This window comes from Mesorhizobium sp. P2_F8, assembly GCF_056403655.1.
Map to the genome: position 1 here is coordinate 243110 of NZ_JBFUFB010000003.1, position 14452 is coordinate 257561.

Here is a 14452-nt window from a genome sequence, read left to right on the forward strand (position 1 = left end):
CAGGCGGTGGGCTCGCCCGCGGCCTTGAATGACCTCGTGGTCTGGCCAGCGCTGCCCAGCGCCATCCCAGCAAAATGACCCACGATCACGCAGATTCTTTGGATCGTTCGGGTCGGCGCGGCGTTCTTCCCTGACGCAACGGAGGAATGATCATGGGCGACGAACGGCATGAGAAGATCCAGCAGCGCGCATACCAGATCTGGGAACGCGAAGGGGGCGGGGATCCCGAGCGGCACTGGCATCAGGCCGCGGCCGAGATCGATAGGGAGGCGGCGCTGCCGCTGACGGCAGGCGATGCGCTGCCGGAAACAGGCGAGATCGCCAGCTCCGACGTCCTGGCGGTGGAGGCGCTGGCGATGCGCACCGGCATATCGGGCGACGAGGCGCAGGAGCTGATCGACAGGCTGGGCCACGACCGAGCGGCGGTCGAGCAAGCCGCGCGCAACCTCGGGGGCAAGCGGCGGTCCTAGGGAGAGACGGATGATAAGGAAACTCAAGGACGGAAAATACCGCCTCTATTCACGCAAGAAGGACGAAAAGACCGGCAAGCGCCGCAACCTCGGCACGTTTGACACGCGTGAGGCGGCGGAGAAGCATGAACGCGGGGTGCAGTATTTCAAGCGGCACTGAGGGGTGGTGGGTCACGCCGTGACCCATTTCCACCATCCGCACGAGACTTAAACCGCCTCTTGGTCAACAAACGCCAAGACGACCACGCGCGGAGCAACGCAGTAAGCGAGGCTGACCTTGCGGCCCCCCTTGGTCGTCGCTCGGCCCGTGTAGAGGTCCACTTCTATATCCTCATAGCCAAGGACCTCGCGATCGAGCGGATAGACCGCCTTGTAGACCGCTTCCTTGGCGCAAAACAGCACGCGACCGGCAAGATGCGGGTCCGCGGCGTCTGTCCGGTCCGCACGGGTTGCGACCAGCGCGAAGATGTCATCGGGCAAGGGTTGGGCGGGCTCGACGTCGATGCCAAGGGAGCCGATGTCGGCAACAGGCGCAACCGCCGCTACGGCCATTTCGTCGTCATGGGCGAGCGAACCGGTTATCCCGCCGGGCCAGACCGGCGTGCCGGATGGCGCGCGCAGGATGGCGAAGTCGTTGACACCAACATCCGCCAGCAGTCCGTGTGCGATCCAGCGGGCCGCTCCGCTTGCGCGCCGCATGGCCGGCTGGCGCGCGAGGATGGACCGTGCCTCCTCGGGCAGCAGGTGGGCCTCGTCTCCGTCTTGTATGACCCGGCATCCGATCCGGACACTTTTGGGCGCGATGGCGACCATCGCCTGCAGCAGGGATGTTTGCGCAAGCGCACTTTCAGGGGAGGGCGGCCGCGTCAACGATCATCCGCCGCGAAGGCGAGGTCGGCGATCATTTCTCCATCCTCGTCGAGCCTTTGTTCCACGAAACCGGCGGCACTGTAGAGCTGTCGTGCTGCTTCATTGCGGGGTTCGTAGCAGATTGAAACGTGCCTAATGTGGCCGAGCTTTCTGATTTCGTCCAGCACTTCACGCAACGCAGCCTTGCCGTAGCCTCTGCCCTGCCACGTGCGGTCGATCATGAAGCGGTAGATCCGCGCTTCGTCGTCATCCTGCGGCGCCTCGTACATCAGGAAGCCGACGACACGATCCCCAGCCATCACGACGCGGGGCCGCGCGTCCCTGTCAGACCTGGCTTCGTCCAGGGACTCCGCATTGCTGGCGACGAGATCCATCTGGTCGGGGGCCAGTTGCAGGGACATGACCAAGGCCTGGTTGGCCTTGGTCAGGGTGGCGAGAAGAATTTCTGCGGCCTTCAAGCCGATGCCCTGGAGCCATCGTCCGTGACCGGCTCCACGAACCGATGCAGCTTGGCCGGATTGCCCCGCCAGATGGAGTTGGGCTCCAGCTCTTCGCCCTTCATCACGAAGGAGTCGACGTCGACCATCGATCCCTCGCCCATCACGACGCCGTAATGGACGAATGCGGAAGGTCCAAGCGTGCAGCCCTTGCCGATGCGGATGTAGTCGGACTTGAACGCGCCTTCTTCCAGCGAATGGGCCTGGATGACGCAGCCTTCATTGAGCGTGACGTCATCGCCGATCTCGACCAGCGAACGCTCGGTCAGGTTGCTGCCGCCGTCATAGACCCGCTTGCCGACCTTGACGCCCAGCATGCGCAGGATCATCGGCCGGAACGGCGTGCCGGCAAACAGGCGCACGATCGGCGAATCCGCAAGCTTCCAGTGGCGTTCGTGGCGCCAGAAGGCGACGTCGTAGATCGTCGTCATCTGCGGCTTCAGCCTGCGAAAACCAAGGCTTGCCCGCTCGACAAGGATGTAGAACGGAATGGTGATCGCGGACGTCAAAAGCACGGCGACGAAGAGGGCGACCTCCGCCCATTCGGTATAGTAGTTCAGCGCGCGGTCCCAGATCGCCAGTGTGGCGAACAGCATGACCCATTGCGTTGCCACGAACAGCAGGATCGTCACCATATTGTGGCGGTTCTTCAGTGGGATGCGCCGGCGCCGGTCGTCCTCGTCGACACCCGCGATGAGTTCCTTGTCGCGGTTCACCATGCGCGGGATTTCAAAGGACGGCGAACCGAGAAGGCCGACATTCTCGCGCAGCGGCCCATCGATGGGGATCATCACCTTGGTGCCGAGCAGCACGTTGTCGCCCGTGCGTCCATCCGGCGGGTAATAGATGTTGTTGCCGAGATAGTTGCGCTCGCCTATCCGCGTCTGCTCGAGCCGGAATGCGGAGGCGGATTTGTGCATGTTGATCATGAAAAGTCCGTCCGACACCATGGTCTCGGTGCCGATCTCGCACAGGAGCGGGTTTTCGTGCTGCTGGTTGCTGCCGAAGTTGGAACCGGTCTGCACCACCTTGTTGAGGTTCCAGCCGATGGCGCGCATGTAGTGCACGATTGCCGAACTGTCGCCGAACAGGAGGCCGAGGACGCGGGAATTGCTCGAGAATTCGGCGACCGTCTGCAGCCAGTAACGGAAGCCGTAAAGCGTATAGGTGCGGCCGGGCTTCAGGATCAGGCTGAACAGGCGCGGCACCAGCGTTGCCGCGAGAAAGGCCACGGCGATGTAGCCAAAAAGCGTGACCGTGGTGCCGATCGCGACAATGCCGATGGTCTCCTGATAGTCGTCGCCGACGTTCTCCCAATAGCTGTGGAACAATAGCGGCAGCGGGGTGACGATGGCAAACAGGCCAATCAGCTGGACCGCTTCGAAGAGGAAGCGCCGGATGTTGGAAGGATCGACGTTGCGCACCTTGCAATAGTCCGCAGTGGTCGGCACGGCCGGCGATCCATGCCAGCGTTCGCCGTCGGGGATGCTTTGCCCGCGGTGCAGCGAGGACGAATGGCCGAGCTGGGCGCCGTCGCCGATGCTGGTGTCGATGTCGAGCGTCGAGCCCACCCCGACGAAGGCATCGCGGCCGATGGTCAACGGGCCGGTGTGGATGTAGCCGGACTGGGCCCTGAAGCCGAGGATCATCGATTCCTTGCGCAGGATGGTGTTGGCGCCGATCGAAATGAGGTCGGTGCAGACGGGCACCGATTTCGATTCGATGACGGCGTTCTTGCCAAGTTTGGTGCCGAGAAGCTGTAGATAGAAACTGTAGAGCGGGCTGCCCCGGAACAGCACGACGGGTGCGGTTCGGATCAATGTCTTGACGACCCAGAAGCGGTAGTAGCGCAGGCCCCAGATCGGAAACGCCTCGGCCTTCCAGCGGCCGATGAGGACCCATTTGGCGATGACGGCGAAGCCCGACATGCCGAAGAACACGGCGGCCGAAAGCGCCACGCAGCGCAAATAGAGCTGCAGCGGATTGTCGAGCGCGTCATACATCCAGTTGAGGCCGTCATTGAACGCCCACAGCGCCACATAGCTGTAGAGTCCGTAGAACAGGAGCTGCGCCGCGCCGCAGGTCCAGTAGGCAAAATTCGACGCCTTGCGGGTGAGAACGCGCTCATTGGTGGCCGTCGTCATCCCTTCCGCCACGCTTAGGTGTTTGGCGAGGCGCGCCACGGTCGGATAGAGATAGATGTCGCGCATCGACGTCGTCGCCCATTCCTTCCTGGTGCGCACGCGCGCGCAGAAATGGGCCATGAGCAGCGAATTGGCGCCGAGATCGTCGAAGAAATTGTCCTCGACGGACACCTCGTCGAATTTCAGCACCGCAGCCAGTGCGTCGGCCAGGAAACGCTCGTCGTCATTGCCGGGCGGCACCATCGCGCGATCGGCCGAAAGCCGAAGGCTTGTCGGTTTCGGCAGCTGGCGAAGGTCGACCTTGTTGGAGACCGTCATCGGGATCGCCGGCAGTTCCTCCAGGTAGGAGGGCACCATGTAATCCGGCAGGCGTCGCTTCATCACCTGGGCGAGATCGGCGCGGGAAATCGCCGGCAGGCCTGGTTTTGGCGCGTAGTAGGCAACGAGTTCGACGCGACCGGGCTCGATCTCCCAGGTGGTGACGGCAGCCTGCGCGATCTCCGGCTGGTCCAGCAGCACCGCCTCGATCTCGCCGAGTTCGATGCGATAGCCGCGGATCTTCACCTGGGTGTCGATGCGCCCGTTATACTCGATCTCGCCCTTGTCGTTGATGCGGCCAAGGTCGCCCGTCCGGTAGATGCGCTGCGACGGGTTGTTGGGCAGGCCGAGGAAATCGGCGATGAATTTCTGGTGCGTCAGATCCGGCCGGTTGAGATAGCCGACCGCAAGCCCGATGCCGGCGATGCCGATCTCACCCAGTTCACCAGGCTCCGCAAGCTGCGGCAGCGAAGCGTCGAGAATGACGATCGAGTAGGTCGGCAACGGCGCGCCGATCGTCACCGGACTGTCGGGCGTCAGCGCGCCCATGGTTGCGGTGACGGTGGCTTCGGTCGGGCCATAGGTGTTGAGAATCTGCCGCCCCGGCTTCGACCAGCGCACCACCAGATTGTGCGGGCAGGCCTCGCCGCCCACCAGCAGTGTGCGCAGGCTGGGCACGTCGCTCGCCATCGACGACAACAGGGTCGGGCTGCAGGCCATGCAGGTGATGTCATGGAGCCGCAGGAAATCCGCCAGTTCCTCGCCGACGAGAGGCATCTGGCCTGGCGCCGGCACGACCGTCGCGCCGGCGACAAACGGCACCCAGATCTCTTCGGAGGAAAAGTCGAAGGCGATGGTCATGCCCTGGTAGACACGATCGCCCGGCCGGTATCCGTAGGATGCGGCGGCGACGCGGATGAAGTTGACGAAGCTCTGGTGCTTGATGACCACGCCCTTGGGCTTGCCGGTGGTGCCAGAGGTGTAGAGGATGTAGCAGGTGTCGTCCGATACAGCGGTCCTCGCATCCGGCTTCAGCGGCGCGCTCGACTGTTTGGAGATCTCGGTGGCGGCGCTGTCGATCAGCAGGTGGGGAACGGGCAGTTGATCGGCTCGCGACGCGTAGGCGGCGATGGTGACGATCAGGCTGACGCTGGCGTCTTCGATGATGAGCGTCATCCGCTCCTGAGGAAACGCGGTGGCCAGCGGCACGAAGGCCGCGCCTGCCTTCATAACCGCCAGCACGGCAACATAGGTCTCCGCCGACCGGTCGAGAATGAGCCCAACCCGGTCACCCCTTCGCACGCCTCGCTTGACCAGCAGGCGGGCGAACTGGTTGGCACGGTTGTCCAGCTCCTGATACGTCCAGACCCGCCCGTCGGAGATCACCGCCGGCAACGCGGCAAATGTCTCGGCGAGCTCTTCGAAGACGGTATCGAGCCGCTCACCGGGTTGCCCCTGCCGGGCAAAGTCGGCGCCCGTCAGGATCTGGCCGCGTGCGCGCCTTCCGGAGCCGTGAGTGGCCTCCACGAGCGCATCGACGATTGCCAGGCCAGTTTCCGGTTGGCTGTCCGGTCTTGCCGCGTCCAGTTCGGCGATATCGAAACCTTGGTCCATGTCCATTCTTTCCCGTCTTGGCCGAGCAACGGCTACCGCAGCCGTTTCCGGCCGCCGCGGGAGGTTATGCCATGCGATCTTTTCGCCAGTTTTTCCGAACTGTTGAATATTGTTTCTGGATTGTGTCTGGGCGCTCTTCGTACCCTTCGCCTCGGGGCTCCGAACTCAGATCAACAGGCCTGTCGACGGCCAGTCCTGCGGTGTCGGCAGCTTTTGTTCCGGGGGGGGGCGATAGGAATTTATTCTTGACATGGTGAGGGCAGCTATGCTACATATTTGTCCATGGTGCTGATTTGCGCCAATGACCCGCCGCACAGGCGGGTTTTGCGTTTGATGCTTCGGCAACCAACGCGCCGGCGCCCGATGGAACCCGTTTTGTTGTGCTGCTCTCCCTTATTGGTCCTTGGGGGAGGGTGAAGCCTCCGCCGTCGAGCTCCACGGCGCCACCTTCGCGAAGCGGCCGAGAAGCACCTGCGCGAGGTGCAGTATTTCAAGCGGCATTGAGGGGATGGGCTGCCGAACATTGCGGCGCCGGGAAGGAGTTGAAAACAATCGAACGCAACCTGAAGCCAAATTGAGACATAACTGAAACAGTTCGGCGCGACAGGCGACATGGATGCGAAACGGCCCGGGCGCATGGTCGGGGCTCACCCAGACCAGAACCAGAGGAGCGCGCCGATGACACCCGACCAGATTCGACTTGTCCAGGATAGTTTTCGTGAGGTCGTCCCGATCCGTGCCGCTGCCGCCGCCTTGTTCTATGAACGCCTGTTCGCGATCGACGGGTCTCTTCGGGCGCTGTTTCCGGTGAGAGACATGACCAAGCAAGGCGCGAAGCTGATGGCGAGCCTGGGCTTCGTCGTGCATGGACTGGATCGTGCCGACACCATTCTGCCCACCGTGCGCGAACTCGCCAAGCGTCACGTCACCTACGGTGTTGAAGAGCATCATTACCCGATCGTCGGGCAAGCGCTGATCGAGACGCTGGCGGCCGGCCTCGGCCCCGCTTTTACACCGGCGGTGCGGGAGGCCTGGGAGGCAGCCTACGGCTTGCTCGCGAGTGTCATGATCGCGGCCGCCCGTGAGGTCCAACTCGCGGCGTGAGGGCAGGCGCGCACGATGTGACGACGCCCCGAATTGTCATGCCGCGCACGGCGGCAACCCTCTACGGCAGCGTCCCTGAACTCTGCCAAAGCCAGATAGCCAGCGAGCCGGATCGCCCGCGGATCTGTGTTTCCACAGGTCCTTTCAGGGCACCGGATTTGAACAACGCGCAGTCGCTTCCGGCGGCATCGAGCATTTTGTCGCTCACCGCGACTTCGGCATCCTGGTCGGCTGCGATCTCCATCAGGCGGCTGGCAACGTTGACCGTGTCACCTATGGCCGCGATGTGCTGACGGCCTTCGCCGCCGAGCCGAGAGGCCACGATCGTTCCGTGATGGGCGCCAATCTTGAAGCCGAGCCGGGATGCAGTCGATGCAGGCAACGACACAAGCCAATCGTTGGTGCGGCCGGAGAGCCCCACGCAACAGCGGGCGGCATTGAAGGCGTCATTTGCCGCCGGTTGCGGCAGGCCGAACAGGATCATGGCTCCGTCGCCCATGAAACTGGTGACGACGCCGCAGCAGTTCGTCACTTCTTCGCCGACCAACGCATGAAAACTGTTCAGGAGTTCGCGGGTGGCGATCGGTCCCAATGTTTCGCTCAGTCCGGTGAAGCCGGACAGGTCGATGAACAGGATGGCGGCGTCTGTTCGGACGGGCTCCGAGAGGAAGTCGCCATGCTTGGCCAGCCACTCGCCCATGCCTGGGGCTTCAACGCGTTGAAGCAATTGGCTCTGCGTTGCGAAAAATTGCGCCCGGCTCCTGCCCAGCCAAAGCTGCGCGGCACCGAACAGGATGGCAGGCGGAATGGCGGCGGTCATCGGCAGCGCGGCGCTCAGCCAGATGTGGTGCAGGAAGGCGGTCATGTTGACCACCAGCCAGACCAGGACCACGCCGGCGACCGCCGCGAGGCCGCCGGCATTTCGCCGCCATGCCAACAGCCCGACAAGAACCATTGGCAGCACCACTGCAAAACCGGCATCGGCAAGCCGGACATATTGGTCTCGCACAACTGCGTCGCCGGTCATCAGGTGGGCAATCGCCGTCGACATGACTTCGACGCCCGGGAGGATGGGATCGAACGGTGTCGGGTAAACATCGCCGGTGCCGGTTGCAGTGGCTCCGATCACCACAATTCGATCCAGGATCGTGCGGGGATCGAGTTGGCCCTCCAGCACGGTCGCCGCGCTGATCGTGCGGATCGTGCCGCGCGGGCCATAGAAGGTCAGAGGCAGGATGTGACCAATGTCGGTCCGGATTGAGCGTCCGCCCAGCGATAGATGATCGGCGGCGATTTCTGGATCCCCTCCTGCTGCCATGGCGGCAACACGCAAGGGGAAAGACGTTTCCAGCCGATCTCCGGCCCGAAACAGCAACGGCACGAAGCGGGGCGTTCCCGTCTTGTCGGTGGCCACGTTGACGACGCCGACGGCGGCGGCATCCGAGAATGCTTTGAGTGGCCACAGGAACCGCTCGGCATTCGGCACGCCGGCGATGGGTCCGTCGCCCTCGGCCACCGTCCATTGTTCACCTCCGGGATAGACCGCCGCGGCAGCGATGACGCTCGCACTCCCGCTCAGCGAACGGGCGAGCGCCTCATCGTTGTCCTTTTCCCCCGGATCGACCAGCAGCAGGTCGAGCGCAATGGCTTTCGGTCCAAGCCGCGCGATCGTATCGACAAGCCGGGCAAGCGTGGCGCGGCTGAGCGGATATGCACCCTCGTGCCGCACCGCTTCGTCGTCTATCGCGACAATGGTGATCAGCTCCGGTGGCTTTGCCGTTCCTCGAACGAGCGTTCGAAGATCGGTCATCGTTGCTTCGACGCGATCGAGAAACCACAGATTGCCGCGCCAGTGCGCGAAGCCCAGGCCGGCGCCCCAGAGACCCGCCAGGATGAGCGCGATCAGCGTCGGAAGCGCTCGCCGGCTCACTGCCGCTCACTGGCCGAAACGGGCCAGCAAGGCGGAAACGCGCTTGGCGGGCCAGCGCTTGACGGTCAGTGGTCCTGTTCCGGCCGTGACGTCGACGCCATCGCCCGGCGCCAGCACCACGCCGGCTCTCGACGCGGGCCGGTTTACGGCGACGCGGCCCCTGAGGACGAAGACAGACGTCTTGCCCCCGCCGACGTCGACTGCCCATTTGGTGCCGCGCGCCGCGGCGATCGCCTGCGGGGTGACAACCGCGAAGCCACCCGGGATCGAGCCGGCTGGAGCATCGAGCAGCAGCGCCTTGCGCCGCAACCTGACCGTATCGACCTTGCCGTTTCGATCGCGGTCCGCCAGCGTGAACCGAGCCCCGCCTTCGACAATGATGGTAAGGCCTTCCTGACACCTCAGGATCTGTCGGGACGTGCCGCCCTCCGGCGCGAACGCACACCCCGCGCCCTGCGCCAGGGCGGCATCCACCCAGAAGACACCGGCAAACAGGCCAGCCACCAGGCTACGGAAAAATCGGTCCCTTGCGCTCATCGATGTCCCCCTTTGCTCTTGCAAAAACCTCCGGCAACAAAATCTTGCGCCGCCAGCCTGGCGGCATGCGTACGAACCGGCACTTGCAGCCGTGTTGCGCTGAGGGGTGCCGACCGGCGATCCTAGCACGACAAACCTGCTGCGACACCAAGCAAGGCCCCGGCCGCGATGCGAATGTCGATCAGGCGGCGACGTTTGCCGCCGACGACACGGTCGAGGTGCTGGAGGGACCGGCAATGACGGAGCGCCCCACGCAAGAAGGGCGAAAAACCCGGCAAGCGGGAGGGGCCTTTCGACACTCGTGAGGCGGTCGAGAAGCACGAGCGTAAGGTGCAGTATCTTAGGCGGTATTGAGGGGAGCTGAGTTGTTCGCAATTGCCCAGTCTGGTGATTCCGCGAGGTTTGTGACGGAAGCAACGCAGCATTTTCCACTTTGAGGCGAAATAATTCTCAATTATGGTTCGCCAGGCTCAAGGCAGTGGGGATTGCCGATGGTTTTATCACGCAGGGGGGTCGTGCTCGGCGGCCTGGCGCTGGTCGGGGTCAGTGCAACCGGCAATATTGTTCAAGCCGCGACGGCAAAATCCTTTTTCGCCGGCACCGCCATTGACAACAATTTTGTCTATCGCAAGACCAACTTCGCCAAGATCGACAAGAGATGGCATCGCCAGATCGTCAAGTATTTCAGCAGCGAGCCGGTCGGCACCGTCGTGGTCGATACCCGCCACCACTTCCTCTACCTCATCATGGAAAACAAGACCGCCATCCGCTACGGCGTCGGCGTCGGCAAGGACGGCTTCAAATGGTACGGCCGCGCGACGATCGACCGCCGCGCGCTGTGGCCGCAATGGGTCCCGCCCCCCGAAATGCGCAAGCGCAGGCCGGAGCTACCGCCCATGATCGCAGGCGGCGCGTCCAACAATCCGCTCGGGCCGCGCGCGCTCTATCTGTACCGCGACGGCGCTGACATCGGCTACCGCCTGCATGGCACGCTGGAGCCATGGAGCATCGGCACCGACGCTTCCAGCGGCTGCATCCGCATGTTCCCGGAAGACATCATCGACCTCTACCAGCGGTGCCCGATCGGCACCGCGGTGGAGGTCCTGCCGCACATCGCCGACCAGGCGCCCGCTTCCACCACTGTCGAATGATTGGCGCCTCATGAGCCGCATGATTGAAAACACGCGCCGGCTGCTCGCCGCCAGCCTGCTGGTGCTGGCCGCATCCTGCTCGACCAGCAACACGCTGGCCCCTCCCACGCCCGACGTCACCAACGCCGAGGTTGCCGGCTTCCAGAACGTGCAGCCGGGCAGCGAGGAGGATTTTATCCTCAATGTCGGCCGCCGCATCTATTTCACGCAAGGTTCGGCCGCGCTCGATTCTGTCGCCAAGGCCACCCTCGACACCCAGGTCGCCTGGTTGGCAAAGAATCCGCGCTGGCTGCTCAAGCTGCAGGGTTTCGCCGACGATCCCGGCGCGAGCGAAACAGCGCTGTCGCAGAAGCGCGCCGATGCGGTGATGGACTACCTCGCCGCCGGCGGCATAGACCGCAACCGCATGTGGGCCAAGGGCTACGGCAAGGACAGGCTCGTCCGCGACTGCCCCAACTCCGCCTGCAGGTCGCAGAACCGCCGCGTTGTGTCTAATTTGCGCGATGAGAGGGACGAGTCGTAGGGGCTGCTGTTTTGCTTGTCACCAAATCAGGGTCTCACAACGCGACGGCGGCATGGCTGCTTTGCGCCTCATGTCGGCCGAAGAGATTGGCTTAACCGCTGCCTGAAAGCAGACGTGGCCAGCGACAGGGCCGGACGTCTTGATTGCGCCAATTGCCGACATTGGCATTCAGCTTCCTCAGCGCCGTGAGGCGATCCCGTCGCGGACTGTCAAAATGATCCCGAAGACAGTCATGGCCACCGGCGCCACACCGGAGTGGGAATCTACCCGTCTCTGCACTCCTGCTTGTATCATCCGCCGCCGCTCGCTTTGGCTTCGGGCATAACTTGCAGCAACGGTTGCGGCGACACTGCGATCTCCCCGGTGAAGGGCCGATCGTGGGCGAGAATCAAGAGAACGGATGCCGCCACGCCGGTCGCAAAACTTCCAAGAGCGATCGCCGATGCCATTCGGTTATCACTGTGAACGATCGCGATCGCGAGAAGAGCACAGAAGGCTTGCAGGATCAGGCAGGCCCACTTCGTGGGGTTGACTTGCGCGGAGCTGACGAGAACCCGTTGCCGACGCGCCTCGAAGGCGTCTTCAAGCCACCTCGTCATCTCGCGCTGCGCGATCTCCTGGCCGGGATTGCTTGGCGTCAAAGCCAGCGTCGTCCGCAGCGCCTCGTTAAGCGCCGGCGGGATTATGGTGAGGGTCGCCGCGCTCTCGGCCATCAGCGGCCACTCCTGGCTGGTCGTTTCCTCGATATAGCTGTGCACCAGCGTCCGCAAGCGCGCCTCGGGCTCCCCGGGAAAGCTGCTCGCCAGAAGCACGACCGACCGCAATGCACTGGCCTCGCGATTGACTGCCGCATTGGCGTGATCGTTGTCGCTCCAGACCTGAGCCGCGGTGAACGCCACAAACAAGCCAAAGATGATACCGAGCGGCGGCAACATGCCAGGCGAAAGCGCCTTGAATGACCGCGCCGTGGAGCCCACGGACAGAGCGGCGATGCCTTGGTGCAAGATGAACGCGACGATATAGGTGGCCCCGAACACGACGAGAGCCATCCAAGCGAGTGGAAGAGTATGCAACCAGCCACTCATAGTAGCGCCTGCCCTCCTGAGAGTTCGTCGTCAGGCGTTTGTAAGGCCGTCGTTCCACTCGTGGCAATGCCACTGTGTTCCATCCTGTCAACAAACTCCATGCACGGGTGCAATCGGCTGCCCACGGCGGTCGAAAGACCTGCTTCATAATCGCGTCGCAGGGAGTGCTTGCGAGGGGAGGATTCCCAATTGCCCGCCAATCGATCCCGCCTGGACTCCTATTGCGGGTCAGGTTGGTGTTTTGCGCTTGGGGCGGGCTGCTTCAGAATCTGCTGCCGTCAGCCTGTGCTCGCCAACCAGCACTTGCAGCCGCGTTGCGCAGAGGCAGCAGGGTGCCGACCGGCGATGTTTGCACGACAAACCTGCTCCGACACCAAGCAAGGCCCCGGGCGCGATGCGAATGTCGATCAGGCGGCGACGTTTATCGCCAACGACGGGGCGAGGGGCTGGAGGGACCGGCAATGATGGGTCGTCTCAGTCTGAGAAGCCTGCACCAGGGCAACCTCGCGCGGCATGCCGCACCAGTGCAATATTTCAAGAGGCGGTGAGGGGTTGAGTTGTTCGAAATTATCTTAGTCTGGCGGCCGCAATGGCGATACATACACGTTAGACTATTGCAACCACCCTGAAAGACCCGTTGTACATTCGGCGGAGACCTTCATTCTCTGTGCGACAAATGGCAGCTTAACGTCTCATGTCAGCCGTTGAGATTGGCTTAGCCGCGGCCTGAAAGCAGACGTGCTAGCGACAGGGCTGGACGTCGTGATTGCGCCAGCAGGCGGCATTTTGCGAGCAAGCAGCATCGGCAGGACCTGGGCGTTGGATCGCCAGAGTGTCAGTACGAAACGATGCGGCATCTAAGGGCGTGTTCCGACGCCATTGATTGCCTTCCGAGGGCTGCAAAAGTCCCAGACGCCGCTCAAGTAGCGGCGCCTGGGCATGCGCCCGATAGGGAGGGGCTGAGATCACCGAGCGAGATGGTGGCTAAGTCCCGCGCTCACCTGCAACAAAGCCGCTCTTACCTCAGGCACTTGGCGGATAGCGTTGAGCAGCACGAAGTCGTGAATGACGCCGTTGTAGCGGATGGCCGTCACATCGACGCCGGCGTTTTTCAGCTTGCGGGCATAGGCCTCGCCTTCGTCGCGCAACGGATCGTTTTCTGCCGTGATGACGAGCGTCGGCGGCAGGCCCTTTAGTTCGTCCAGGCTGGCGCGCAACGGCGAGACATAGGGATTGTTCCGCGTCTTCTCGTCCGGCGCGTAGAGGTCCCAACCGTACTTCATGAAGTCGCGCGCCAGAAAGCGCCCGGTCCCGAATTCGTGGTACGACTTGGTGTCAACGCTGGCGTCGGTCGCAGGGATCATGAGGACCTGGTAGCTGATTTTGGGTCCCTTGCGGTCCTTGGCCATAAGTGTCAGCGCAGCAGACATGTCGCCGCCGACCGAATTGCCCGCCACTGCGATGCGGCTGCCATCGGCGCCGAAATCGGCCGCATGCTCGGAAACCCACTTGAGAGCGGCGTAGCTCTCCTCGAGCTGCACCGGGTACTTGGCCTGCGGCAGCGGCGTGTACTCGACGAACACTCCGATCTGGCCCGACCCGACAACGAGATCGCGTAACAGGCGCTTGTGGTTCTCGAAGTTGCCGACGATCCACACGCCACCATGAATGAACAGCAGAACGCCCGGCGTTCCGCTCACATGGTCTGGCTTCATGATATAGAGTTTCACCGTGCGGCCGTCTTCGGTGATGGTTTCTTCTGTCGTTGTCACGCCGGAAATGTCGACTGGCGTCTGGTTTTGCAGAGCGGTCAGAGTGTCCTGCGGTTTCGGCTGCGGCAGCTCCCAGAACGGGCTACTGTCCTTGTTGAGATCAGCCAGGAAAGACCGGACTTGGGGGTCAATCCGGGGATCAGTTGCCGCGTTCGGTATGGGCGCGGCAGTGGCGGCTTGGGTCATGAGGGTTACTCCTAGACTGAGGGTTGCGAGGGAGGGGCTGAGCTTCATATCTTTCTCTCCAGGGTGGCGTGTAGAGCTAAGCTCTGTTCATCGGCATGCGAACGCGTTCACGCACGCACTGTCGCCCTGCCTCGTATGGAACGCGAGTGAATGGTCGGGAATCGCCGTGAAAACCCGCGAAGCCTGCCGTGACACGCAAGAGGTTGTGGCCTGTGTTCCGAAGACGCCGTTGGTGCTAGGATAATGCCGCT

General features: G+C 63.1%; 12 protein-coding genes. 5 read left to right on the forward strand and 7 right to left on the reverse strand.

The features are described 5' to 3' along the window. The first annotated feature begins 152 nt into the window (after positions 1 to 152). Together AC1DZP_RS08500 and AC1DZP_RS08505 are read left to right on the forward strand one after the other, a co-directional pair. Entirely contained in the window at positions 153 to 470 is a 318-nt protein-coding gene (locus tag AC1DZP_RS08500; RefSeq protein WP_457150308.1) for a DUF2934 domain-containing protein, read from the forward strand. A 10-nt stretch (positions 471 to 480) separates the two neighbouring features. Continuing rightward, positions 481 to 630 carry a hypothetical protein gene (locus tag AC1DZP_RS08505; protein WP_457150309.1) on the forward strand — a complete coding sequence of 50 codons (150 nt, stop codon included), beginning with the start codon at positions 481 to 483 and terminating at the stop codon, positions 628 to 630. A 47-nt stretch (positions 631 to 677) separates the two neighbouring features. On the opposite strand, the gene AC1DZP_RS08510 is transcribed toward AC1DZP_RS08505, so the two are convergent. Genes AC1DZP_RS08510 through AC1DZP_RS08520 form a run of 3 tightly spaced genes read right to left on the reverse strand, consistent with a single transcriptional unit; the run spans position 678 to position 5919 of the window. Beyond that, the gene (locus AC1DZP_RS08510) at positions 678 to 1340 is read right to left on the reverse strand and encodes a 4'-phosphopantetheinyl transferase family protein (protein ID WP_457150310.1); all 663 of its coding nucleotides are present in this window, start codon (positions 1338 to 1340) and stop codon (positions 678 to 680) included. Beyond that, positions 1337 to 1798 (reverse strand): GNAT family N-acetyltransferase, encoded by a 462-nt coding sequence (locus AC1DZP_RS08515; RefSeq protein WP_477301549.1) that lies wholly within the window; start codon positions 1796 to 1798, stop codon positions 1337 to 1339. Before AC1DZP_RS08515 ends, AC1DZP_RS08510 begins: the two co-directional genes overlap by 4 nt. After that, positions 1795 to 5919 (reverse strand): Pls/PosA family non-ribosomal peptide synthetase, encoded by a 4125-nt coding sequence (locus tag AC1DZP_RS08520; RefSeq protein WP_477301551.1) that lies wholly within the window; start codon positions 5917 to 5919, stop codon positions 1795 to 1797. Before AC1DZP_RS08520 ends, AC1DZP_RS08515 begins: the two co-directional genes overlap by 4 nt. Positions 5920 to 6591: 672 nt before the next feature. On the opposite strand from AC1DZP_RS08520, the gene AC1DZP_RS08525 reads away from it, so the two are divergent. Next, entirely contained in the window at positions 6592 to 7017 is a 426-nt protein-coding gene (locus AC1DZP_RS08525) for a globin family protein (protein ID WP_477301553.1), read from the forward strand. A 61-nt stretch (positions 7018 to 7078) separates the two neighbouring features. Here the strand turns inward: AC1DZP_RS08525 and AC1DZP_RS08530 are convergent, their stop codons facing one another. Further along, positions 7079 to 8947 (reverse strand): CHASE2 domain-containing protein, encoded by a 1869-nt coding sequence (locus AC1DZP_RS08530; RefSeq protein WP_477301555.1) that lies wholly within the window; start codon positions 8945 to 8947, stop codon positions 7079 to 7081. A 6-nt stretch (positions 8948 to 8953) separates the two neighbouring features. Continuing rightward, a complete protein-coding gene (locus tag AC1DZP_RS08535) occupies positions 8954 to 9484 on the reverse strand; it encodes a FecR domain-containing protein (RefSeq protein ID WP_477301557.1) in 531 nt (176 codons plus the stop codon). A 491-nt stretch (positions 9485 to 9975) separates the two neighbouring features. On the opposite strand from AC1DZP_RS08535, the gene AC1DZP_RS08540 reads away from it, so the two are divergent. Further along, positions 9976 to 10635, forward strand: a complete 660-nt coding sequence (locus AC1DZP_RS08540; protein WP_477301558.1) for a L,D-transpeptidase — start codon at positions 9976 to 9978, stop codon at positions 10633 to 10635. 10 nt (positions 10636 to 10645) lie between these two features. After that, a complete protein-coding gene (locus AC1DZP_RS08545) occupies positions 10646 to 11158 on the forward strand; it encodes an OmpA family protein (protein ID WP_477301560.1) in 513 nt (170 codons plus the stop codon). A gap of 290 nt (positions 11159 to 11448) precedes the next feature. On the opposite strand, the gene AC1DZP_RS08550 is transcribed toward AC1DZP_RS08545, so the two are convergent. Together AC1DZP_RS08550 and AC1DZP_RS08555 are read right to left on the reverse strand one after the other, a co-directional pair. Next, positions 11449 to 12195 (reverse strand): bestrophin-like domain, encoded by a 747-nt coding sequence (locus tag AC1DZP_RS08550; RefSeq protein ID WP_477301562.1) that lies wholly within the window; start codon positions 12193 to 12195, stop codon positions 11449 to 11451. Between the two features lie 1013 nt (positions 12196 to 13208). Then, a complete protein-coding gene (locus AC1DZP_RS08555; protein ID WP_477301564.1) occupies positions 13209 to 14201 on the reverse strand; it encodes an alpha/beta hydrolase in 993 nt (330 codons plus the stop codon). Positions 14202 to 14452 lie beyond the last annotated feature (251 nt).